Source organism: Chitinophaga eiseniae (genome assembly GCF_012641265.1).
Taxonomy (GTDB): Bacteria; Bacteroidota; Bacteroidia; order Chitinophagales; family Chitinophagaceae; genus Chitinophaga; species Chitinophaga eiseniae_A.
This window is the reverse complement of the sequence record NZ_JABAHZ010000004.1, coordinates 726,368-748,221: the sequence shown is the minus strand read 5'-3', so window position 1 is coordinate 748,221 and position 21,854 is coordinate 726,368. Positions and strand designations below refer to the sequence as shown.

At 49.2% G+C, this 21,854-nt stretch carries 16 protein-coding genes; 7 read left to right on the top strand and 9 right to left on the bottom strand.

Annotation, left to right across the window (positions count from 1 at the left end; all coding sequences use genetic code 11):
* Positions 1–32 precede the first annotated feature (32 nt).
* Together HGH91_RS19945 and HGH91_RS19940 are read right to left on the bottom strand one after the other, a co-directional pair.
* Positions 33–2,156 (bottom strand): PQQ-binding-like beta-propeller repeat protein, encoded by a 2,124-nt coding sequence (locus tag HGH91_RS19945; protein WP_168740545.1) that lies wholly within the window; start codon positions 2,154–2,156, stop codon positions 33–35.
* A 290-nt stretch (positions 2,157–2,446) separates the two neighbouring features.
* Positions 2,447–3,898: an alpha-L-fucosidase gene (locus HGH91_RS19940; RefSeq protein ID WP_168740544.1), complete on the bottom strand. Its 1,452-nt coding sequence runs from the start codon at positions 3,896–3,898 to the stop codon at positions 2,447–2,449.
* 230 nt (positions 3,899–4,128) lie between these two features.
* Here HGH91_RS19940 and HGH91_RS19935 point away from each other — a divergent pair, with 230 nt between their 5' ends.
* The 6 genes from HGH91_RS19935 (at position 4,129) to HGH91_RS19910 (ending at position 10,108) form a co-directional block, all read left to right on the top strand.
* Complete coding sequence (locus HGH91_RS19935; protein WP_168740543.1) at positions 4,129–5,154, top strand: sensor histidine kinase; 1,026 nt, start codon at positions 4,129–4,131, stop codon at positions 5,152–5,154.
* Positions 5,151–5,852 carry a LytR/AlgR family response regulator transcription factor gene (locus HGH91_RS19930; RefSeq protein WP_168740542.1) on the top strand — a complete coding sequence of 234 codons (702 nt, stop codon included), beginning with the start codon at positions 5,151–5,153 and terminating at the stop codon, positions 5,850–5,852. The genes HGH91_RS19935 and HGH91_RS19930 overlap by 4 nt, the downstream gene beginning before the upstream one ends.
* A gap of 99 nt (positions 5,853–5,951) precedes the next feature.
* The gene (locus tag HGH91_RS19925; RefSeq protein ID WP_168740541.1) at positions 5,952–7,976 is read left to right on the top strand and encodes a TonB-dependent receptor plug domain-containing protein; all 2,025 of its coding nucleotides are present in this window, start codon (positions 5,952–5,954) and stop codon (positions 7,974–7,976) included.
* A gap of 19 nt (positions 7,977–7,995) precedes the next feature.
* A complete protein-coding gene (locus HGH91_RS19920) occupies positions 7,996–8,634 on the top strand; it encodes a hypothetical protein (protein ID WP_168740540.1) in 639 nt (212 codons plus the stop codon).
* Positions 8,635–8,650: 16 nt separating this feature from the next.
* Complete coding sequence (locus tag HGH91_RS19915; protein ID WP_168740539.1) at positions 8,651–8,902, top strand: hypothetical protein; 252 nt, start codon at positions 8,651–8,653, stop codon at positions 8,900–8,902.
* A gap of 204 nt (positions 8,903–9,106) precedes the next feature.
* Positions 9,107–10,108, top strand: a complete 1,002-nt coding sequence (locus HGH91_RS19910) for a S1C family serine protease (protein ID WP_168740538.1) — start codon at positions 9,107–9,109, stop codon at positions 10,106–10,108.
* 72 nt (positions 10,109–10,180) lie between these two features.
* Here the strand turns inward: HGH91_RS19910 and HGH91_RS19905 are convergent, their stop codons facing one another.
* The 6 genes from HGH91_RS19905 to HGH91_RS19880 all read right to left on the bottom strand — a co-directional run bounded on the left by HGH91_RS19905 (position 10,181) and on the right by HGH91_RS19880 (position 19,044).
* Entirely contained in the window at positions 10,181–11,488 is a 1,308-nt protein-coding gene (locus HGH91_RS19905) for a nucleotide sugar dehydrogenase (protein WP_168740537.1), read from the bottom strand.
* A 106-nt stretch (positions 11,489–11,594) separates the two neighbouring features.
* The gene (locus HGH91_RS19900; protein WP_168740536.1) at positions 11,595–13,694 is read right to left on the bottom strand and encodes a copper-translocating P-type ATPase; all 2,100 of its coding nucleotides are present in this window, start codon (positions 13,692–13,694) and stop codon (positions 11,595–11,597) included.
* Positions 13,695–13,703: 9 nt separating this feature from the next.
* Positions 13,704–15,908 carry a multicopper oxidase domain-containing protein gene (locus HGH91_RS19895; protein WP_168740535.1) on the bottom strand — a complete coding sequence of 735 codons (2,205 nt, stop codon included), beginning with the start codon at positions 15,906–15,908 and terminating at the stop codon, positions 13,704–13,706.
* A gap of 16 nt (positions 15,909–15,924) precedes the next feature.
* Complete coding sequence (locus HGH91_RS19890; RefSeq protein ID WP_168740534.1) at positions 15,925–16,425, bottom strand: DUF3347 domain-containing protein; 501 nt, start codon at positions 16,423–16,425, stop codon at positions 15,925–15,927.
* A 48-nt stretch (positions 16,426–16,473) separates the two neighbouring features.
* Positions 16,474–16,686 (bottom strand): heavy-metal-associated domain-containing protein, encoded by a 213-nt coding sequence (locus HGH91_RS19885; protein WP_168740533.1) that lies wholly within the window; start codon positions 16,684–16,686, stop codon positions 16,474–16,476.
* 108 nt (positions 16,687–16,794) lie between these two features.
* Complete coding sequence (locus tag HGH91_RS19880) at positions 16,795–19,044, bottom strand: heavy metal translocating P-type ATPase (RefSeq protein ID WP_168740532.1); 2,250 nt, start codon at positions 19,042–19,044, stop codon at positions 16,795–16,797.
* Positions 19,045–19,242: 198 nt separating this feature from the next.
* Between HGH91_RS19880 and HGH91_RS19875 the strand changes: the two genes are divergently transcribed.
* Positions 19,243–21,201: a sialate O-acetylesterase gene (locus tag HGH91_RS19875; protein ID WP_168740531.1), complete on the top strand. Its 1,959-nt coding sequence runs from the start codon at positions 19,243–19,245 to the stop codon at positions 21,199–21,201.
* 69 nt (positions 21,202–21,270) lie between these two features.
* Here the strand turns inward: HGH91_RS19875 and HGH91_RS19870 are convergent, their stop codons facing one another.
* Entirely contained in the window at positions 21,271–21,849 is a 579-nt protein-coding gene (locus HGH91_RS19870; RefSeq protein WP_168740530.1) for an NADPH-dependent FMN reductase, read from the bottom strand.
* Between the last annotated feature and the right edge of the window lie 5 nt (positions 21,850–21,854).

Here is a 21,854-nt window from a genome sequence, read left to right as displayed (position 1 = left end):
TAAATGTGGAATAGATGCCATCTTGGTGCTGCTTACAGCGAAAAAGCGAGATAAGTATCTCCGGAGGGTTTTCCCAGTTTACCGCCACCACAGCTGATCACCACATATTGTTTCCCCTTCACTTCATATACAGCAGGTGTAGCAAAACCACAGGCAGGCAAGGTAGTCTCCCATAGCAGCTGCCCGGTTCTTTTATTAAATGCCCTGAATTTGCTGTCGGCCGTAGCGGCAATAAACAGCAGGCCGCCGGCGGTAACTACCGGGCCTCCATAGTTTTCGGTACCGCTATGAATACCCCTGGCTTTCAGCTCCGGGTAATCGCCCAGCGTATCTTTCCACAGCAGTTTCCCCGTGTTCAGGTCAATGGCGCTGAGCGTGCCCCAGGGAGGCGATACGGCAGGGTAACCTTCTTTCGTTAAAAATTTATTGTAGCCGGTAGCCCGGTAAGGTAAATCTACATATGGGTCCAACGTCTTCCGCATGGCCACAAAAGTGCTTTGCTGCTGCGTTTTCAGGTCCAGGATAAAAGTGGCCAGGGCGTGTTTTTCGCTGCTGTCGAGTTGTTTGAAGGCCGGCATCATTCTCCTCCCGGCATCTACCAGCTGTGCAAATCCTTTTTCATCATAGCGTTGATGAATGTCCAGGAGAGACGGGAAATTACCGCCCCCTTTCCGCTCCGGTCCGTGGCAAACCATACAGTGAGTGGTATACAGGCGTTTACCGGCCTGTAATTGTGTTTCCTTGGCTACAGCAGGCCTGGCATCGGCATCTACCATGGTGAGCACCCAGGGCATTTCATTGGCGTTTACATACAGGATGCCGGTAGCCGGATCAGCGGCCGGGCCACCCCACTCCGAGCCGCCATCAAATCCCGGAAAGATGACTGTACCCTGCCGGGACGGAGGCATAAAAAGATGCCCTTTCTTATAGGAGGCGAGTCGCGCCCGGATATCTGCATAGGAAGTGTCAGATACCAGGCGGTTCAGGTCCTGCTCTGCTAGCGACTGACGTACAAAAGGTGCAAAAAAAGTGGGCACCGGCTGTGTGGGCGATAATAGTTCTCCCGGCAATGCCGTATCTCCCGGTACGGGCATTTCCGTAACCGGGTGCAGGGGTAGCCCGGTTTTCTTATCCAGCAGGAAAATAAAGCCGGTTTTGGTTACCTGTACTACGGCATCGATGGGTTTACCTTCTTTTTTGACCGTTAACAGCATGGGCGCAGTAGGCAAATCCCGGTCCCACACGTCATGATGCACTGTTTGAAAATGCCAAATACGCTTGCCTGTGGCTGCATCCAGGGCCAGTACGCAGTTGGCAAACAGGTTATTGCCCTTTCTCTTACCACCGTAAAAATCGTAAGACGCCGACCCGATAGGTGCATATACCACCCCGTTTTGCTCATCCAGGCTGAAACCGGCCCACGCATTGGCGCCACCGGTATGCCGCCAGGCGGCGGTATCCTGCCAGGACTCATATCCAGGCTCTCCAGGCTGCGGAATGGTATGGAATATCCATTTCCGCTGCCCGCTATGTACGTCATACGCCCGGATGTAACCCGGTGCGCCACCCGCTTCTTCCGATACCCGGGTGCCGATAATGATCAGGTCTTTGTAAATAGTGCCGGGCGTGGTGGAAGTAATATACATACCATCCATATTCCATCCCATATCCCGGTGCAGGTCTACGAATCCGCTATCTGCAAAAGTAGTAATGGGCCGGCCAGTGGCGGCATTGATGCAATATAGCCTGGCCCCTACGGTATAAAACAGGCGTTGATCAGATGAGCCATTATCATAAAATGCTACGCCCCGGCAGGTATTGGAAGGCCTGGTATGCGGATCAAACACCCAAATTTCTTTGCCGGTGGCCGCATCTACAGCAAATAATTTCAGTCCGGCAGAAACGCCATATAGCCGGTCGCCTACCACCACGGGGTTTACCTGCATCTGCGTCATCTCCTTCGCATCGCCGGTATGATAAGCCCAGGCAACTTTCAGCTGCGATACATTATTGGTGTCGAGCGCTGTTAAAGCGCTGTAATGAATATTTTCTTTACTCCCGCCATATACCTGCCAGGTACGGTGCGACTTATCTTGTGGAGTACAGGCAGCCCATAACGTGGAAAGGAGCAGCCACTGGAACAGAGTGGAACGCATGAAAAATAGCTATTGGTTTTCTACTCCTTTAAAAATATACTTTTTAAAATAATTTTTTAAGAAAACTACAACAGCGGTGGTGAATTTTTCTCTCCGGAATTTTTTCTCGCCAAGGCGCAAAGCAGCAAAGAATTTAAAAAGAAGAAGAGAGAAAATTTTAAGCCCGCAAAGCGGGGAGATTATGTAGCAAAGAATATACTACATAATCTCCCCGCTTTGCGGGCTTAAAATACGCTTCAATCTCCGATCCTTTGCTGCTTTGCGCCTTGGCGAGAAAAAATTCTGGCGATTTATCCTTTTACTTTAATCACCAGCAAACCTTCCGATACATCGCCGGGATGCAGTGCTGACAAATCCACTACACAATCTTTTCCTTTCTGCGCCCATTTCACTGCTTTGCTGCTGCCCAACACGGTCACCACGGCGCCTTTAGCTGGTGTATAATTGCGGATAGTTACCTGCTGCCGGTAAGCAGGTACAAAGCAGTACAATGCTCCCGGCCTGGTGGTAAAGAATAATTCGATGTTGGCATGATCGGCCGATTTCTTCACCAGGTCGTTTACACTATAGTGGGCCATATACGCCGCTTCTTTGGTTTCCGGGCGTTTGCCATTGCTCCACTGCCGGCTTTCTTTCCAGGGTTTGGTGTCGTAAATAGCTTCCCCGTTTACTTCCAGCCATTTACCGATGTCGAGCAATTTCTGCTGCATGATCACCGGGATACGTCCATCGGCCGTGGGGCCTATATCGAGCAACAGGTTGCCGCCTCTTGATACGATGTCTACCAGCATCAGCACCAGGTCGCTGCTTTTCTTGTAATCATCGGCAGTTTCCATACGGTTGTAACCATACGACTGCCCTATTCCCTGGCTCTCTTCCCAGATCACGCCGGACTGCATACCACTGCCATATTCTGAAGTCAGGTAAGTAGCGCCGTTATTTTTCCCACGGGTATTGTTGCCCCAGCGGTCATCTATGGCTACTTCATCTTTTACGGGCGACTCATTAAACAGCCAGGCCAGCAGCGAAGGGCTCTGCCAGGCGGTATCCGACATTTCCCATTCTCCATCAGAAAAAATAACGGAAGGTTTGTAGCGGGTCACGAGGTCTTTGAACTGGGGAGTCATCACTTCCTTTACATAACGCTGGCGGTCTTTCAGCCACAGCGGGTTAAACCACTCATACAGGGAATAATAATATCCCATCTTCAGCCCTTCTTTCCGCACAGCTTCCGTCAGGTCGCCCAACAAATCGCGTTTAGGCGTGCCCGTCACCGCATTCCAGGAATGGCCCCAGGATTCATTGGCTTGTTTGTTATCCCACAGGCAATAACCTTCATGGTGTTTGGAAGTTAATACCACATATTTAGCGCCGGAGCGGCGAAATACCTGTGCCCACTGCTGCGGGTTAAACAGCGATGCAGTAAACTGGCTCTCAAACTGCTCATAAGGAGTGCCCTTTCCATAATTCTTATCATGAAATGCCTGCACCTGCGCATGAGACCCTTCCTGCGTTCCCCTCAGGTTATACCAATACCATTCAGAATACCCACCCGGGCCTACTACGGCATAAGATGGCACCGCGTAAACGCCCCAGTGAATAAAGATCCCGAACTTGGCATTATTAAACCACGCCGGAATACCCCGCTTATTAAGCGACTCCCAGTTGGCTTCATATTTTTGGGCAAAAACAAGTGAAGTACTTAGTAATAGTAACAACAACCCGATACAACGTTTTTTCATAACTCGTTTTTCATTTAAATCTATACGAACTCAAAAATAGCAACTTCCGTTGCCCATAATAATGGTATTTTCTCTGAGTATAATAATTACTTCCCATCGCTGTACTTTACGGTCTCATCGCAACATTTACGGGTGTTATCTACAGCTTTCCCTATCGCTGTCTATTAGCAGTAATTTCACCTCGCTACCGGATAACAGCGAAAAATCAGTAGCTTTAAGGAGCGCAACAAATGAGCATTCGTATTCCATTCAAAAAAATAACTATTGCATTACATATCCTGATCTGGAGTGTATTGCTGCTGCTTCCCTACCTGGTATCCAACGCTGCCAGTCAATACAGCATTGGCGCTATTCCCGGGCTATTCTTTTCCCTGATAGTGGTCATTCACATGGCCATATTTTATATCCATGCGTTACTGATTTACCCGGCATTCTGCAACCGGCAATACTGGTGGTTATATGTACCTGCCGTGCTCGTGCTGATCGGTGGCTCCTTTCCGCTGAAATATGCGATAATGGCCAACTGGTTTCCTGAAATGCTACGGCACTATTCGGTATACAAATTTGTATTTGCACCTTCGGTAGGCATCTATTTTATCAGCGTAGTGTACTGTAAGGTAGTAGATAGAATACGGGCAGAAAATATCCTAAAGGAGAAACAGGCGGAACAACTCAGCACGGAACTCAAATTTCTCCGGTCGCAGGTAAGCCCGCATTTCCTGTTTAATGTACTGACTAACCTGGTATCGCTGGCCCGGAAAAAATCCGATCAGCTGGAACCTGCCCTGATCATGCTTTCCGACCTCATGCGTTATATGCTGTATGATACCACCGGGAAAAAAGTATTGCTCAGTAAAGAGGTAGCATATCTCAACAGCTACATCTCCCTGCAAAAGCTGCGTTTCGGTAATGATGTCAACATCAACACGCACATTGCCGCAGATGCAGCCATCGCCCATTACACCATAGAACCCATGCTGCTGATCCCTTTCGTGGAAAATGCTTTTAAACATGGTACCAGCTATACCGCGCAGCCGGAAATCAATATTCGTTTAACTGTTCACGATGCCATCCTTACTTTTGAAGTAGCAAACAAATTTGACGACGACCCGCTATCCAGCAAAGACAGCAACTCAGGCATTGGCCTTGCCAATGTACAATCCAGGCTGCAGCTGCTATATCCGGGCAAACACCAGCTGTCGGTGGTACGGCAGGCGCCCTTATTCCATGTAACACTTATCCTGCAATTATCATGATACACTGCATTGCCATAGATGATGAACCCCTGGTCAGGGAATTACTGGAAGATAACATCCGGCAGGTACCTTTCCTGCAATTAGTCACTACCTGCAAAAATGCCATGGAAGCCCTCGCCGTCTTGCAGCAGGAAAAAATTGACTTATTGTTCCTCGATATACAAATGCCGGGAATCAATGGTTTGCAGTTATTACAGTCACTACCGCAGCCTCCGCTGGTCATCCTCGTAACAGCCTACGAATCGTATGCATTGGAAGGCTTCAACCTGCAGGTAGTCGATTACCTGCTGAAGCCCTTTAGCTTTGAACGCTTCCTGAAAGCCTGTAACCGGGCCAGTGAACTGTTCCGGCTAAAACAACCGCCTGCAGCCAGTCCCCAAGAGATCCCCCCTTTCTTTGTGAACGTAGAATATACACAGGTAAAAATTGTACCTGCCCAGGTGATCTATATCGAAGCATTGAAAGACTATGTCAAAATACATCTCCTCCACCACCCCAAACCGATACTCACCCGCATGACCCTGAAAGCCATGGAGGAAAAACTACCTGCCCCCGCTTTCATACGTACCCATAAATCCTTGCTGGTAGCGGTCGACAAAATCACTACGATCAAACGCGACCTGGTTTGTATCGGTGATATCGAAATTCCTGTCAGCGAATTTTACAAAGACAATGTCAACAAACTGCTGAACCAGTAAGCTTTTCCCATTTCATCGCGACACTTACCCATCCTGTCTACACATCAAAAACGCAGTAGCTATTCCCGATAGCTTTGTGGACAGATCATTCTTCAAGCGATGAAAACACTCTCCATCATAGGTCTCCTGTTGCTGTTTGCCTCTGGCGCACCTGCACGGCAAAAAACGCCGGCAGCCGACAGTACCATGAAGCCCGATACGACCATTAAAAGTACCAGGGGCTTACGCGAGGTGGTAGTTAGCGCTGGTGCCTTTGAAGCCAGCGATAAAGCCAAAGGCGCCGCCCTTACACCAATAGATGCCGTTACCGTAGCCGGCAGCAACGGCGATATTTCCCAGGCATTGCGCTCCCTTCCCGGCGCGCAGCAGATCGGCGAACAGGAAGGGCTTTTTGTACGCGGCGGTACCAGCGATGAAACCAAACAATTTATAGACGGCACCCTGCTCAGAACACCTAACTATCCCGCTGTTCCCGGCGTACCACAATATGCCCGTATTAATCCCTTTCTCTTTAAAGGTATCTTATTCAGCTCCGGCGGCTACTCCGCTTTATACGGCCAGGCCATGAGCAGCGCACTCATATTGGAAAGTGTAGACCTTCCGGAAAAAACGTCGGCCAGCTTCAGCATATTTCCGATGAACCTCTCTGCCGGCATGCAATACCTGTCGCCAGACAACCGCAGCAGCTACGGCGCCAAAATTTCTTATAGCAACCTCGCATTGTATAACTCCATTGTACCGCAAAAGCCCGATTTCTATGCCGGCCCCGTTTACCTCGATGGCAACGCCAACTTCAGGATACGCACCGGCAAAACCGGTATGCTCAAATTTTACAGCAACTGGGGCTACAGCGATGTAGGCCTGAACACCCCTGATATCGACAGCAGCGCCCTTAAAGCAGGTTTCCGGGTAAAAGGCTGGAACAGCTATAATAATCTCAGTTTTCGCAGCCTGCTCCCCAACAACTGGAAGATAGAACTGGGTGCGGCTTACAGCTACAACAAGCAACAGAATAGCTCCCTGCTCTCTGATGCCAAAGGAGATCCGGTACACCTGCCTGCCATTCCGTTTAGCTATAAAAACGGCCAGCGCACCATTAACAGCAACTTTGCACAAGCCAGGATATTGCTTACCCATTTCTTTCCACAGGGACAAGCGCTGCGTGTAGGAGCAGAACAATTCTATACGCACGACCAGGGAAATGCCAACGACAGCGCCATCGGGCTCACCGACCACCTCACAGCCGTGTTTGCCGAAGGGGATATTTACCTGGCCAATAATCTCGCCGCCAAAGCCGGCATGCGTATGGAATATGCCAGCGCATTGGGCAAGGTGGTGCTGGCGCCCAGGATAAGCCTCGCCTACCACCTGCATAACGGGGGGCAATTTAACCTGGCCTATGGTATCTTTTACCAGGAGCCGGCGAATGACTTTCTCTACCAATCGCGACAACTCGATTTTTCCAGCGCTACGCACTATGTGCTGAACTATACCCGGAAAGCCAGCAACCGCCTGTTCCGTGTGGAAGCGTATTATAAACAGTACCAACACCTGGTTAAAACAGTGCCGGCACTGGACAATAACGGTAAAGGCTACGCGCAGGGAGTGGAACTATTCTGGAGAGATAAAAAAACGTTCAAAAACCTCGACTACTGGGTCACCTATACGTACCTGGATACCAAACGCGATTTCCTGGACTTTCCCTACTCCATCCGTCCTTCTTTTGCCGCGCCGCATACGGCTACCATCGCGGTAAAAAAGTTCCTGCCCGATATCAACACCAGCGTGAACGTATCCTGGGCCTTTGCTACCGGCCGGCCCTACTATCATATTACCAGCAACAGTATCACCGACCAGGGTACCACCAATGCTTACAACACGCTTAACCTGCACGTGGCCTACCTCTGCTCGTTCTTTAAGCATAGCCGCTGGAAAGATTTTTCCGGGTTCGCTATGGGCATCAACAATATTACCGGTACCCGGCAGGTATTTGGATATAATTACAGCTATAACGGGCTAATCAAAGAAGCTATAACGCCGCCGGCTACACGTAGTTTATTCATCGGGGTGTTTATGAGCTTAGGCATAGACCGTACAGAAGATTTTCTCAACAATGATTTATAAATCTCACAAAAAAAGAAAAATGAAAAAGCTACTCTTCACCCTATTTTCAGCGGTTTTATTGCAGTACGCCTCGCATGCACAGTCTGGCGGCTTGTCGGCGGCTATCGCTAAACTGGACCAGGCGCAAACGGTAAAAGATTACGAACAACTGGAAAAAACATTTACCGGGATCAGCGAACAGCCTACCTGGCTGGCGCCTTACTATGCCGCCCTCTGCAATGCAAAAATCGGTTTCCTCTTACAAGACGATGGTGATAAAATTGAAAGCTATGCCAACCGAGGAGAAGAACAGGCTAAGAAAGCATTGTCATTGCTCGATACTGGCTCCCAGCAAAAGGAAGTGGCAGAAGTATACACCGTGCTGAGCATGATCTACCGCACCAAGGTATTTATCAATCCGATGACATACGGACGTAAATACGGCATGCTGTCGGACCAGTTCCTGAAACAGGCCAACGCCCTGGATGCACAAAATCCACGAGCCTTGTATGTATCCGCCTGGGTGAAATATTATACTCCCAAGATGTGGGGCGGCGACAAAGACCTCGCAAAAAAACTCGCCGGCGAAAGCCTGTCTAAACTGAATACCCCCGCCAATGGCAACTATCCGCGCTGGGGTAAGGCAGAAGACCAGGCTCTGCTGAGCAAATTCAAATAATCTTTAAATCTGTGTTATGATGGGATTCGTGTTTATCATCATCCTGCGCATATTATTTGCTGCTTGTATGGTGTTTATTATCGGTTATGTTTTTGGCGGCTTTTCGAAAAAACCGGCCCTCCGTACCATCACCAAAGTGGCGGCTATACTGGTGATTGTATTGTTTATCGGCACTAATGTGCTGTTGATGCGATTTGCTTTCCGGCATGCCAATGGTCCCTGGTGCCACGACAGGGACCTGCCAAGAACGGAAATAAAACAGCCCTAGCTGTTCACTTAAAATGGCAGCAGCGAATGACTTTGGTCATTCGCTGCTGTTGTTTTATACCGGTGGTGGCTGTTTTACGTCAAAATAGGTATTCAGCTGAAAGCCATGGCTTCCCGCTCAGCTAACTTGTCATAAAAAAACGTCGATAAGGTGCCAAAACGGCATCTACAGTAAACTGGAAATATATTTGACCCGCTAAAGATTATGGATAACTCAATTTCATTTCTTACGCATCAGGCGTCGAAAGACAGGAGTTTATTAGATGCCTATTCTCGGACCGTTACCGGCGTGGTAGGTACGGTGGCTGAATCTGTGGTACATATAGAAGTACAGAAAAAGATAAAGACAAATGATTCGCGAACGCGGGATAAGCGGCCACAAACCGGTGCGGGTTCCGGCTTTGTTATTTCTTCCGATGGCTTTGTTATTACCAATCACCACGTCATAGAAAATGCCGACAGCATCCGGGTATCTTTTGCAGACGGCCGTAAAGTAGCAGCAGAGATCAAGGGTACCGACCCCTCTACCGACATTGCGGTGCTGAAAATTGATGAAACCGGGCTAAAAGCCATGCAGCTGGCGGATTCGGCTGCGCTGCAGGTAGGGCAGATTGCTATTGCCATCGGTAATCCTATGGGACTGCAACATACCGTTACCGCAGGCGTAGTCAGCGCCCTCGGACGTACGCTACGCGCAGCCAATGGCCGGTTGATCGACAACGTTATTCAAACGGATGCCGCCCTCAACCCTGGCAACAGCGGCGGACCACTGGTTAATTCGGCGGGTCATGTGATTGGCGTTAACACGGCCGTGATTGCCGCGGCGCAAGGCCTTTGTTTTGCTATCTCCTCCAACCTGGCCGCGCAGATAGCCGGTCAACTGATCCTGCATGGCAAAATCAGAAGAGCCCAGCTGGGAATAGCCGCTCAACCGGTAAACCTTAGCAGCCGTATGATTGCCGCCAACAAACTGACCACGCAAACAGGCGTATACATTTTTGAAATTGTACCGGACGGAAATTTCTATAACAGCGAACTGCATATCGGCGATATCATCGTTGCCTTCGACCAGCAACCTGTAGCCGCTGTGGATGATCTCCATCTCCTGCTCTCTGAAAAACAAATTGGCAGAAGAATACCGGTCACTATTTTGAGGAATGGCGCCAAACAAGTGGTGGAAGTAATTCCAGGGGAAATCAACCAGTAAAAAGATTTCAAAAAAATGACGGCGTTTCCGTTGTGGAAACGCCGTCATTTTTCATTTGTTATCGCAATTATTTTATAGTCTTCCATCTACCAACTCCCGGTCTATACAGGCTTTGGTATCGAAGATAACGCCATTGTTGCGCCGGTGCTTCGCGTAGTCGAAGCTCAGGAACTCTTTATGCGCCACCGCCACAATAATGGCATCATACACCGCCGCTTCGTCAATAGCGCCTATGATCTTCAGTCCATACTCTTCTTCCACTTCTGCCGGATCGGCCCAGGGATCATAAATATCTACCTCCAGTCCAAACTGTTTTAGCTCATGGTAAATATCCACCACCCGTGTATTCCGTACGTCCGGACAATTTTCCTTAAAGGTAATACCCATGATCAACGCCCTGGAGCCCTTGATCTTATGATCTTTGTCAATCATCAGCTTCACTACCTTGTTGGCTACGAAGTGACCAATATGATCATTTACCCGGCGGCCCGACAAGATCACCTGTGGATGATATCCCAAGGATTCCGCTTTATGCGCCAGGTAATATGGGTCTACCCCTATACAGTGGCCACCCACTAACCCTGGCTTGTATTTCAGAAAATTCCATTTGGTGCCGGCAGCTTCAATTACATCATTGGTATCAATACCAATTTTGTCGAAGATCAATGCCAGCTCATTTACAAAGGAAATATTCACGTCGCGCTGGGCATTCTCAATGGCTTTAGAGGCCTCCGCTACCTTTAGGCTGGGCGCTTTATGGGTACCTGCTGTGATAATGGAACCATATAACGCATCTACCTTGTCGGCGATGGCTGGCGTAGAACCACTGGTCACCTTTTTGATTTTGGTCAGGGTGTTCACTTTATCCCCCGGGTTAATACGTTCCGGCGAATAGCCCACAAAGAAGTCTGTATTATACACCAACCCGGAGGTCTTCTCCAGTACCGGAACACAGTCTTCTTCCGTACAACCGGGATAAACGGTGGATTCATAAATGACCAGGTCTCCTTTCTTCAATATCTTCCCCAGCATTTCAGAGGCTTTCAGGAGCGGGCCTAAGTCCGGCGCTTTAAAAGCATCTATGGGCGTAGGCACGGTTACAATAAAAACATTGTATTTGCTAAGATCTGCGGTATCGGAGGAAAAAGAAAGTCCGACCGACCCCTGGGTTTTCAATTCCATCACCGTCTTCAGGTCTTCCATATTGGCTTCCCGGGTGCGGTCTGCTCCCGCCGCCAATTCGGTTACTCTTTCCCGGTTAATGTCAAATCCCAGCACATCGTATTTTCTGCCAAACTCAATAGCCAGCGGTAATCCAACATACCCCAGGCCGATAACTGCCAAATGTATATTCTCCAGGCTTTGGATATTCGTCACCATAATAGTATTTAAATCCTCTTTTTGTTTTTACCCTGCCTTTTACCGGCAAAATAGCGATCAATGCACGAATATACATAATATCACAATGTGACTTCCAGGACCCTGTTTATTTCCCCCCGTTCTTTACTTTCAGGAGACTGGCATTAATCGCGACCACCACAGTGCTGACAGTCATCAATACCGCGCCGGCAGCGGGGCTCAGCAAGATACCTTCCTTGTACAGCACCCCGGCTGCCAGGGGAAGGGCGATGACATTATAGCCCGTTGCCCAGGCCAGGTTCTGCATCATTTTACGCCAGGTGGCTTTTCCAAATAATACCAGGTTCACCACATCCTGGGGATTGCTGTTGACCAGCACGATACCGGCGGTTTCGGCCGCAATGTCGCTGCCGCTGCCTATGGCAATGCCCACATTTGCCTGGGCCAGCGCCGGCGCATCATTGATACCATCTCCTGTCATAGCCACAAATTCGCCCTGCTGCTGCAATTCTTTGATCTTGTCCAGTTTCTGATGCGGCAACACTTCGGCAATGAAGCTGTCCATACCCAGCTGCTTGCTCACACTTTCTGCCACTACTTTATTATCGCCCGTCAATAAAGTAGTTTTGATATGATTCGCCTGCAACGTGGCAATGGCCCCCGCCGATTCTGGTCTTACCTGGTCCGCCAGGGCTATAAATCCTGCAATAGCATTATCTACCACTACGTACACCAGCGTTTCCCCAGCCTGTATGTCTACCGCCGGCGCGTTGCTAAACGCCGTGGTAGCATATCCGGGGCTTACCACTTGTACCTGTTTGCTATCCACGCTGCCAGTGATCCCCTTCCCGGTAATGGCCTGGATGTTGGCTGCGGCAGGTAAGGATAACCGCAAGGCCTTCGCTTTACTGATAATACCCGTGGCAATAGGATGTTCCGAACTTCCTTCTATAGCGGCAGCTAATTGCAATACCGTGTCCCTGGATACACCCTGCTGTAGCGACTCAAACCGTACTACTTCAAAACGGCCGACTGTGAGCGTGCCTGTTTTGTCAAATACGATTGTAGTAATGTTACGGGAGTTTTCGAAGTCGGTACGGTTCTTAATCAGCAATCCATGCCGCGCCGATAAAGCCGTAGAACGGGCAATAACCAGTGGTACCGCCAGTCCCAGCGCATGCGGACAACAGATCACGATCACCGTTACCATACGTTCTATTGCAAAAGCCAGTTCACGGCCACTTCCCCACCAATACAAAAAAGTGGCAATACCCGATAAGATGGCAATGCCGGTTAGCCAACGCGCTGCTTTGTCGGCCAATAGCTGTGTTTTTGACTTCGACTGCTGCGCATCCTGTACCAGCTTTACCACCTGCGACAGGTAAGAGTTAGCAGCACCGTGCGCAACGGCTACTTTAATAGCGCCGTTGCCGTTAATAGATCCCGCAATCACGTTATCATTCTTTTGCTTTTCCACCGGTTTAGATTCGCCGGTCAGCATACTCTCGTTCAACCAGGTAGTTCCTTCTATCACCTTACCGTCTGCCGCTACTTTTTCACCCGGCTTTACCAGGATCACATCGCCCTCTTTCAACGTGGCGGTTTTCACCTCCATGATATGTTCCCCATGTACCAGGTGAGCATCGTCGGGCATGAGCTGTACCAGCAACTCGAGCTCCCGCGAAGCGCCGGCCACAGACTTCATCTCAATCCAGTGTCCCAGCAGCATGATGAGAATCAGCGTAGTCAGTTCCCAGAAAAAATCCATTCCCATCAACCCCGCTACAGTAGCTACGCTATAGATATAAGCTACCGTGATAGCGAATCCTATCAGTGTCATCATACCCGGTTCCCAGCCCTTCATTTCTTCCCACCAGCCTTTTAAAAATGGCCAGCCACCGTAGAAAAAGACTACAGAAGAAAGCAGGAGCAGCAGGTAATTATCTCCCGGAAAATGAATATTAATACCCAACCAATGCTGGATCATTTGCGAAAGCAACATGACAGGGAAAGTGAGTACCAATACAACGAAAAATCGTTTTCTGAAATCTGCAATCATCATTGCATGATGATCATGATGGCCGCCGTGGTGGTCATGTTGACCGTGTTGCTTCTGTTGACCCTGTTGGCCCTGGTGCTGATGTTCACTGTGTTCCATAGCACTATGATCATGGGTTGGTTTTCCTCCGTCCATGTGCGTGTGATCGTGCTGATGCTGATGTTCCATAATAAAAAATTAATAGCTTAAGGTAATTCCCGCTCCCAGTCCCATATCACTATCATAATGTGTTGAAAAAGCAAAGTTCCTGGTAACGATATAACGGAAGCCGGCCATATATTCCTTGTCTGTGTTGACCATAAAACTAAACCGCAAACGTTTGGTGACTGGTACATCTTCGCGCATCAGCTGCAACCGCACCCGGCCATCGGTATCTACCGACGCATCGGCTACAATCAGCATGGGCAGTGTATATTGCAGGCCCGCATGAAATACCTGCCTGAAATCTTTCGTATTACTTTGCCCGAATAAATTCTTTTCTTCTTCATGCATCTTGCGGTAACGCACATCCCAACCGATGTAAGGAAACAGCCACTGCATTTTTCCCAGGTAACGTCCAAAATGGCTTTCACTCTCATAACCATGACGATCATTCAATCCCAGCCTCCACTCGGTAGATAAGCGGTAACGCGTATTGGCCACCATGATCTCTCCATCACTACCGGTGCTTTCCAATCCTACCCTCGCCATCGGATGCAGCATGCGATCATCTTTTTTCAACATGCGGTATGCCATAGCAGGATCTGGCACCTGTGGATTGGGAGGCGAATCTTCATAGCTGAACACCCTTCCCATTCCGCTCATCATATGATACAGGATATGACAGTGAAAAAACCAGTCGCCACTTTCCGTTGCGGCAAACTCAATCGTATCTTTTTCCATCGGCATAATGTCCAGCACGGTTTTCAGCGGGGAGTATTCGCCCTGACCGTTCAGTACCCGGAAGAAGTGCCCGTGCAGGTGCATCGGGTGCCGCATCATGGTGTTATTGTACAACACAATACGTACAATCTCTCCTTTTTTAATGAGGATCTTATCGGTTTCAGATACGGTTTTGTTATTGATAGTCCATACGTAACGGTTCATATTGCCCGTTAGTTCAAATTCCAGCAGCTTTACCGGCCCCGGCGGCAGCGTGGTTTTCTCCGGCGCCCGCAGCATGCCATAGTTGAGGGTTACGATGTCCCCGGTACCGCTGTCCATTTGCATGCCACGCATATCATGTTGCATGGGCGCTGGTTTTTCTTCCCCGGTTATTTCAGGATACATCACGGTATTCATATCCATTTCCTGGTTGGCCATCTGCATGCCACCGCTGGTATCGAGGTTGCCATTCATCTTCATCATGTCGTTCATCATCTTCATACCCTCGAAGTATTTGAGGCGGGGCAGTGGCTTGGCGGCCATTTTCATACCCTGGCCCAACCATAGGGAGGTAGCGCCGGTGCGGTCTTCCGCAGTGGCCATAAACTCATACTGCATATTATCCGGGATGGTCACTTCTACATCATAGGTTTCTGATACCCCCACGATGAGCCGGTCTACTTCTACCGGTACTACTTCCGCGCCATCATTGGCTACGACTTTTATTTTGCCCCCGGCATAGTGCAGCCAGAAATAGGTAGAAGAACTACCGTTAATAACCCGCAACCTTACTTTGTCGCCCGCTTTAAACTGCGGAGCTTCATTGCTCACTTTACCATTGGTCAGGAAACGGTTATAGTACACATCACTCACATCCATGGCGTTCATGCGTTTCCATTCGTTGGTGACTTTGGTACCGAAATGTTTGTGTTGTATCGCCTCGGAATAGCTTTGTACAGATCCTTTCTTAATGGCAAACCAGTCGTTGGCGTTGTGCAGGTAGCGGTTTACTGTATGTGGATGCATATCAGTCCAGTCGCTGAGTAACAACGTATATTCTTTACCGGGACTTTCATTTCTTTTACGGAAGATCAGCGCGCCATACATACCACTTTGCTCCTGGAACATGGTATGGCTGTGATACCAGTAGGTACCATGTTGCACGATCGGGAAACGGAATTTATGTGTTTGTCCGCCTTTGATGGGCTGGGTAGTCAGGTAAGGTACGCCATCTTCCTGGTTGGGCAGGATTACGCCATGCCAGTGGATAGAGGTTTCTCCTTTGAGGGTGTTGTGTACATAAATTTCGGCGGTATCGCCTTCGGTAAACTCCAGGGTAGGTCCGGGTATAGATCCGTTAATGGCCAGTGCGTGGCTGTGTTTACCGGAATAATTTACCATGGTATCGCCTACATACAGGTCGTAGCGTACCACGCGGGGTGACGGGTTCAAAGAAGCCTGTGCGGCAGCTATGCTACACAGGCTCATAAAGGTGATATACAAAAATAGTGCTCTCATGATGGAAATTAAAAAACTACTGAATGGTATCGCTTACTTTTCCGCAGGTCAGCATCTGGCTGCCGAAGTAAGGATTTTTGATGGCATTGCTGCTGCTTAACCAGTAGGCTTTTTTCATGGGGCAGTATTCCTGGTATACTGGCTGAGCAGATAAAGATACTGCTTTCGCCAGTTGATAAAAGTTATCGGAGAATGTTTTAAAGTAAGCCCGTTGTGTACTGATATCTTTTGTATCGGCGATGGCTTTGGCGTCGGCCACCAGTTTAGCAGAAAGTGGCATATACGCATCATGTGCAGCGGCAGGCATACTATTCATATCAATGGCGGCAGCAGTTTTTACGAAGGCGGCAGCTTCTGCGGATGCGGTACCGGCATTGCTGCCAATCAGTGCATCTTTAATATTGTAATACTCCGTCAGCAAAGGCGATAATTGTTTGGATACCGGGCGATCCTGCGCCATGCCGGGTTGTAAAAATGCTGCTACCAGTGCTATACCTGTCAATAATATCTTTTTCATATGAATCGGTTTTAATGTTGAATGAATGATGCCTGCGGCTGTTTTATTTTATGCCAGGGCTTCTGCTTTATAGCCGGCCTTTTCTATGGCGTTGCGTACTTCGCTTTTATCGATATTTTCTTTGGCGATGGTTAACACTTTATCAGGGCTCTGCAGATCCACTTCCCAGTTATCTTCGCCTACCAGGCCATTTAATACGGGAGTTACAGTGGCTATACATCCTGAACATTTGATATTGGTCTTGAATTGAGTCGTTTCCATGATATACTGTTTTTTATATTGTTATGATTTGTTTGATGATGTAAAATTACTTCGGCCCAGGGGTCATATCGTTATATAATTCATGTTTCGTTTTATATAATTACCAGCTTATAATTTAGCGGCTTTCAGTCGCAGGCTATTGCTCACCACGCTCACAGAACTCAGTGCCATGGCGGCGCCGGCAATCATAGGATCGAGCAGAAACCCGTTGATCGGGAATAATACGCCTGCTGCTACCGGTATCCCGATGATGTTATATATAAACGCCCAGAAGAGATTTTGTTTAATGGTGCGCACTGTTTTTCCGGATAATTTCAGGGCCCTGGGAATACTATTCAGGTCGGAGGTGATGAGCGTCATTTTGGCCACATCCATCGCGATATCTGACCCTTTACCCATGGCGATGCTTACATCTGCCTGTGCCAGCGCCTGGGAGTCGTTGATACCATCGCCGGCCATGGCCACCACTTTACCTGCCTGCTGCAACTCTTTTACGAAAGCGGCTTTGAAGGCCGGCAGTACTTCCGCCCGGTAGTGTTTAATACCTGTTTGCCGGGCTACCGCGGCGGCGGTATGAGCGTTATCGCCGGTGAGCATATATACTTCGATACCACTACGCTGCAGGGTTTCGATGGCAGTTTTAGAGGTAGCTTTCACTTTATCGGCAATGGCTATCACTGCCAGTAAGGTGGTGCCGGAAGCAAAGTAGATCACGGTTTTGGCGGCAGCCTGTAAGGCGCTGGCACTGGCGGCGGTAGCGTCGCTGATCACCACCTGGCGACTGGCCATCAGTTGCCGGTTGCCTGCATACCAGGTCCGGTTTTGATAACGGGCTTCTACTCCCTGCCCGGTGATGCTGTCAAAATGGGATAACGTTACCGGCTGTATGTTTTTTTCAGAGAGATGAGATACAATAGCTTCAGCCAGCGGATGCTCAGACTGACGTTCCAGGGCATACAACACAGACCAGGCGGCTTCCTCCTCAATATAGTCGAGCACATCGGTTACTACTGGTTTTCCTTCAGTAATGGTACCGGTTTTATCCAATATCAGCACATCTACTTTATGGGCCAACTCCAGGCTTTCTGCATCCCGGATCAGGATATTATTCTCAGCACCTTTTCCTACACCCACCATAATGGCGGTAGGGGTGGCCAGGCCCAGTGCACAGGGACAGGCAATCACCAATACAGTAACCGCGGTCAATAACGCATGGGTAAAGGCATTATCGCCGCCCAATACCATCCAGGTAATAAAGGTCAGTATCGCGATCCCGATGACTACGGGTACAAAGATACCGGCAATACGGTCCACCAGCTTCTGTACCGGGGCTTTACTACCCTGTGCTTCCTGCACCATCTTAATGATCTGGGCCAGGAGGGTATTGGCGCCCACTTTCTCTGCCCTGAACTGAAAGCTGCCTTTCTGGTTAATGGTCCCTGCAAACACCGGATCTCCGGCTTTTTTGGCCACCGGCACCGGCTCACCGGTGATCATACTCTCATCTATGTACGAATTACCATTATCTACTTTACCATCTACAGGGATTTTTTCGCCTGGCTTTACCAGCAGCAGGTTATTTACTTTTACCTGTGCAATGGGTACTTCGGTAGTATGGCCATCGGCGCCTACCAGCAGTACGGTCTTGGGTTGCAATCCCATCAGCTTTTTGATGGCAGAAGAGGTATTGGACTTTGCTTTTTCTTCCAGTAATTTTCCGAGAGAAATAAATGCAATGACTACCGCTGCTGCTTCGAAATATACGTGGGCATGTAAGCCGCGCTGGTGCCAAAACTCAGGGTAAAAGGTGTTGAATGTACTGAATATCCAGGCGATACCGGTGCTCAGCGCTACCAGCGTATCCATATTGGCTTTGCCGTGGCGGGCCTGCTTCCAGGCGTTCACGAAAAAGTGGCGGCCCAGGAAAAATACTACCGGCGTAGCCAGGGCCATCATGATATAATTACCATAAGGCATATCCATGAAAAACATACCAATAATAACTACAGGCAGCGACAATACGGCCGACCAGATGGTGCGTTGTTTCACCTGGCGGTAATGCCGCTGCTGGGCGCTGGCCTGTTCTTCTTCCTGGTTTTCCTTATCGATCAGCAGGTCGTATCCCACGCTGCGTACACTTTGTTGCAGTTGCTCCGGGGTAACAGCTCCCGGATCATATGCTACCCAGGCGCTCTGGTTAGCGAAGTTAACGCCGGCATCTGCCACACCGGGCACGGATTTCAACATAGATTCTACGCTGACAGCACAGGCTGCACAAGTCATTTCCAATACGGGGAATGTTTCTTTTACCAGGCGTTTCGTGTGTGCAAAAGGTTGCATTGATATAGCGGTTGACATAATTTATTCGATTTAATGCAAAGCTACGCCGCCCCCGGACCGGTCTTGTTACACTATTGCAGGTTAGTTTTATATCTTTTTAAGCCCTCCGTTGGCCGCCAACAAAAAAAATATAAATATGAAATTTGTGTTTGCTACATTTACAGGCGCGATTCCACGGAGTTACCCTCCTTTCTTTATACTGACAATACCGACATCATGAAAAAAACAGTTCTTTTATTGGCGGCTGCCATGATCAGCACTGCCAGTTTTGCCACCATTCGTTTGCCCAATATATTCGGGGACAATATGGTGCTGCAGCGTGATAAACCCATCCCGGTATGGGGCTGGGCCGATAAAAATGAAAAAATTACTATCCAGTTCCATGACCAGGTAAAAACCGTAAAAGCAGATAAAAACGGTCAATGGAAAGTACTCCTGCAACCTGAAACCGCGGGAGGTCCTTACAGTCTTTCTTTAAAAGGCAATAATACCATCACCCTGCACGATATCCTGATGGGGGACGTATGGGTGTGCAGCGGACAATCAAACATGGAATTCCAGGTGAATGGCGTGATAAACGCTGCTGCCGAGGAAGCCGGATCCGCCAACCCCAATATCCGTCATTTTTATTTACCGAAAGATATAGCCATTACACCCCAAAGCGATGTGAAAGTAAGCGCCTGGAAAGCCGCAGATCCTGCTACTACCGGCAACTTCACGGCGGTAGGCTACTTCTTTGCCCGCACCTTGCAGGCACAACTGCATGTACCTATTGGCCTGATCCATACGTCCTGGGGAGGCACCATGGTGGAAACCTGGATTAGCCGCGATGGCATGGCTGGCAGCGAAACCTTCCATGACCTGATGAAAGACTTGCCAGTGCTCAATATCGACTCTCTTTCCCGGGTAGCCAAAGAAAAACAGGCCCAACTCATACAAAAGGTACAGGGTAGTCTTCCCGACGCAGCCACCGCTGCGTCCTGGTCTTCCGTTAATACCGACGACCAGGCCTGGAAGAAAATGAAAGTCCCCGGCTTATGGGAACAGCAACAGCTGCCTAACTTTGACGGGGTAGTCTGGTTCCGCCGCAGCTTTAACATCGATGCCGCCGATGCCGGGAAACCGGCAGTACTCAGCCTGGGCACAATAGATGACAACGACGTTACCTATATCAACGGCACAGCAGTAGGCAATACCAATTCCTATAATACCGCGCGTACCTACCAGGTTCCTGCCGGCGTATTAAAAGCCGGTAACAACGTGATTGCGGTTAAGATAGAGGATAATTCCGGTGGTGGCGGGTTCTATGGCGAAGCGGCCAATATCTTTATTAAGGTAGATGGTCATCAGCAACCGCTGGCCGGCGATTGGGCCTTCCATATCGCATCGGCCATTTCGCCGGAAAAAAGCGTAGGCCCCAACAGCTACCCTTCCCTGTTGTATAACGCCATGATACACCCGATCCTGCCCTTCGCCATCAAAGGGGCTATCTGGTACCAGGGCGAAACCAACGCCGGTCGCGCCTACCAGTACCGGAAAGCATTTCCGCTGATGATCAGCGACTGGCGCCGCCTGTGGAACCAGGGCGATTTCCCGTTCTATTTCGTTCAGCTGGCCAGCTTCAATGCCAACAATGGCAACAGCCAAAAAGGAAGCGACTGGGCAGAGCTCCGGGAAGCCCAAACCCTTACCCTCCAGCTGCCTAACACCGGCATGGCGGTGATTACCGACGTGGGCGATCCGAAAGATATACATCCCCGGAATAAACAGGACGTAGGTAAACGCCTCGCCGCCGTAGCACTTCACAACACTTACGGACAAAACATCGTGTATAGCGGGCCCATATACCAATCTATGCAGATCAATGGCAACAAAGCCCAACTCAGCTTTACCAGCATCGGTTCCGGCCTGGTGGTAAAAGATAAATACGGCTATATCCGCGGATTTGAAATCGCCGGCGCCGATCAACAATTCCACTACGCGAAAGCCTATGTGGACGGCGATAAAGTAATCGTATCCTGCGATGAAGTAGCCACCCCTGTAGCAGTACGCTATGGCTGGGCCGACGATAATATAGAAGACAACCTGTTTAATAAAGAAGGATTCCCGGCAGCGCCATTCCGCACAGATAACTGGAAAGGCATTACGGAAAACAATCAATTTACGGTTAACTAAAACTGTATCAGCAGCAACGGTGACATGGCGCCCTGGGCGCCATGTCACCGTTGCTCATTATGGATATCTTTAAAACAACGACGGCGGCGGCAAACAGGCAGTAATACTACCATCTGTCAATCCCGCCAGGGATTGTATCAACTTACGTATGGCCGTCAGCGTTACCTCATCGGTAATTACACCCTGGTTATTGACCTTAGTCCTCACCGAAGACACCACCACCTGCGTATCTTCACTGATCCGCGATTCAATGATCAGCAAAGTTCCTAACAGCGACTGATGCGCCTTATGGCCAGAGGTGCCCGCTGTAATCAGCCCCACTGGCTTCTTCGAAAAATGTAGGGAAGACACGGTCCAGTCAATCGCATTTTTGAGGGTACCCGGCACCCCAATAGCATATTCCGGTGTGCTGATCAATACAACGTCGGCTCCCTCCAACTGCCGGCGAAAATCCTGTACCGGCGCGGGGGCGCTATCGGGCGTTATATCTTCATCGGGGTTAAAATGCGGCAAATGGGTAAGGTCCTCGTACAACCGTACGTCAAAAATATCATTGCTTAAAGCCGTAAAAGCCTTGATAATATTATGATTGGAAGAAGATTGCCGGGTACTGCCGCAAATAGCCAGCACTTTTATTTTGTTGGTCATAATAG

Excerpts from the sequence above, each read along its gene's own strand:
- HGH91_RS19915 (WP_168740539.1), top strand. The coding sequence starts at position 8,651 with ATGATGGGATTCGTGTTTATCATCATCCTGCGCATATTATTTGCTGCT.
- HGH91_RS19885 (WP_168740533.1), bottom strand. The coding sequence starts at position 16,686 with ATGGAAACGACTCAATTCAAGACCAATATCAAATGTTCAGGATGTATA.
- HGH91_RS19920 (WP_168740540.1), top strand. The coding sequence starts at position 7,996 with ATGAAAAAGCTACTCTTCACCCTATTTTCAGCGGTTTTATTGCAGTAC.
- HGH91_RS19900 (WP_168740536.1), bottom strand. The coding sequence starts at position 13,694 with ATGGAACATCAGCATCAGCACGATCACACGCACATGGACGGAGGAAAA.
- HGH91_RS19875 (WP_168740531.1), top strand. The coding sequence starts at position 19,243 with ATGAAAAAAACAGTTCTTTTATTGGCGGCTGCCATGATCAGCACTGCC.
- HGH91_RS19925 (WP_168740541.1), top strand. The coding sequence starts at position 5,952 with ATGAAAACACTCTCCATCATAGGTCTCCTGTTGCTGTTTGCCTCTGGC.
- HGH91_RS19890 (WP_168740534.1), bottom strand. The coding sequence starts at position 16,425 with ATGAAAAAGATATTATTGACAGGTATAGCACTGGTAGCAGCATTTTTA.
- HGH91_RS19880 (WP_168740532.1), bottom strand. The coding sequence starts at position 19,044 with ATGTCAACCGCTATATCAATGCAACCTTTTGCACACACGAAACGCCTG.
- HGH91_RS19905 (WP_168740537.1), bottom strand. The coding sequence starts at position 11,488 with ATGGTGACGAATATCCAAAGCCTGGAGAATATACATTTGGCAGTTATC.
- HGH91_RS19945 (WP_168740545.1), bottom strand. The coding sequence starts at position 2,156 with ATGCGTTCCACTCTGTTCCAGTGGCTGCTCCTTTCCACGTTATGGGCT.
- HGH91_RS19895 (WP_168740535.1), bottom strand. The coding sequence starts at position 15,908 with ATGAGAGCACTATTTTTGTATATCACCTTTATGAGCCTGTGTAGCATA.
- HGH91_RS19930 (WP_168740542.1), top strand. The coding sequence starts at position 5,151 with ATGATACACTGCATTGCCATAGATGATGAACCCCTGGTCAGGGAATTA.
- HGH91_RS19935 (WP_168740543.1), top strand. The coding sequence starts at position 4,129 with ATGAGCATTCGTATTCCATTCAAAAAAATAACTATTGCATTACATATC.
- HGH91_RS19910 (WP_168740538.1), top strand. The coding sequence starts at position 9,107 with ATGGATAACTCAATTTCATTTCTTACGCATCAGGCGTCGAAAGACAGG.
- HGH91_RS19870 (WP_168740530.1), bottom strand. The coding sequence starts at position 21,849 with ATGACCAACAAAATAAAAGTGCTGGCTATTTGCGGCAGTACCCGGCAA.
- HGH91_RS19940 (WP_168740544.1), bottom strand. The coding sequence starts at position 3,898 with ATGAAAAAACGTTGTATCGGGTTGTTGTTACTATTACTAAGTACTTCA.